The organism is Burkholderia sp. Ac-20384 (genome assembly GCF_017104605.1).
Classification (GTDB): Bacteria; Pseudomonadota; Gammaproteobacteria; order Burkholderiales; family Burkholderiaceae; genus Burkholderia; species Burkholderia lata.
The window spans coordinates 1-1,370 of sequence record NZ_JAAGPE010000662.1; the positions used below are offsets into that span (position 1 = coordinate 1).

Annotated in this window: 1 protein-coding gene and 2 pseudogenes; all 3 read left to right on the forward strand. The window is 69.6% G+C overall.

Going from position 1 to position 1,370, the window contains the following annotated elements:
• Positions 1 to 253: pseudogene (locus G3O00_RS42675) on the forward strand (outer membrane protein assembly factor BamE); the annotation flags it as partial.
• A gap of 62 nt (positions 254 to 315) precedes the next feature.
• The gene (gene dapB / locus G3O00_RS42680; RefSeq protein ID WP_174934218.1) at positions 316 to 1,113 is read left to right on the forward strand and encodes a 4-hydroxy-tetrahydrodipicolinate reductase; all 798 of its coding nucleotides are present in this window, start codon (positions 316 to 318) and stop codon (positions 1,111 to 1,113) included.
• An 18-nt stretch (positions 1,114 to 1,131) separates the two neighbouring features.
• Positions 1,132 to 1,370: pseudogene (locus tag G3O00_RS42685) on the forward strand (MotA/TolQ/ExbB proton channel family protein); the annotation flags it as partial.

The window sequence follows — 1,370 nt, forward strand, 5'->3', positions numbered from 1 at the left end:
AGCGGCCAACCGTGCGACCAACCAGGTGTCGGGTCAGGGCTCGGCCGCACGGCGGTTCGCGCCGTCCACGCAGGCTGCCGGCGGTGCGCCGGTGCCGGGCGGCCAGCCGCCGGGCGCGGTTCCGGCGATCCAGCCGCAGTTCCAGTTCCATCGTCCGCCGCAGCCGAACGCGTCGAACGAGGCGTCGCCGCCGGTCGGCCCGCAAGGCTCGGACACGCTGCAGAACCAGCCGATCACCGCGCCGGCGCAGTAAGTCCGCGTGCGGAAACCGGGCGGCATGCGCCGCCCGTCTTTAGACCTGTCGTGTAGAAAGCCATGAAGATTGCGATTGCCGGTGCATCGGGCCGAATGGGCCGGATGCTGATCGAAGCCGTTCTCAACGATTCCGACGCGCAGCTCGTCGGCGCGCTCGACCGCGCCGATTCGCCGTTCCTCGGCCAGGACGCCGGCGCGTTCCTCGGCAAGGAAACCGGGGTCAAGCTGACCGCCGACCTCGACGCCGTGTTCGCGCAGGCCGACACCCTGATCGATTTCACGCGTCCGGAAGGCACGATGGCCCATATCGAGGCCGCACTGCGCCACGACGTGAAGCTCGTGATCGGCACGACCGGCTTCACCGCCGAGCAGAAGGCCGAGCTGCAGGCCGCGGCGGGCAAGATCGGCATCGTGTTCGCGGCAAACATGAGCGTCGGCGTGAACGTCACGCTGAAGCTGCTCGAATTCGCGGCGAAGCATTTCTCGCATGGCTACGACATCGAGATCATCGAGGCGCATCACCGTCACAAGGTCGACGCGCCGTCGGGCACCGCGCTGATGATGGGCGAAGCCGTTGCCGGCGCGCTCGGGCGCTCGCTCGACGATTGCGCGGTGTACGGCCGCCACGGCGTGACGGGCGAGCGCGATCCGTCGTCGATCGGCTTCGCCGCGGTGCGCGGCGGCGACATCGTCGGCGATCACACGGTGCTGTTCGCCGGGATCGGCGAGCGCATCGAGATCACGCACAAGTCGTCGAGCCGCGTGTCGTACGCGCAGGGCGCGCTGCGCGCGGTCCACTTCCTGTCGGCGCGCGGCGCCGGCCTGTTCGACATGCAGGACGTGCTCGGCCTGCGCTGACCCCACGGGGAAACTCCGATGGCGATACCCACCGGCGTTGTCCACTACCTCGAAAGCGGCGATGCGATCACGCATGCCGTCGCCTATGTGCTGCTGGCGATGTCCATCGCCAGCTGGTGCTTCCTCTTCATGAAAGCCTGGCTCCTGGTCCGCGCGAAGCGGCAGGGGCCGCGCGCGCTCGCCGCGTTCTGGCGCGCGCCGTCGCTCGACGCGGGCATTGCCGCGCTCGCCGGCGCTGATCGCGAGCGCGTGTTCGT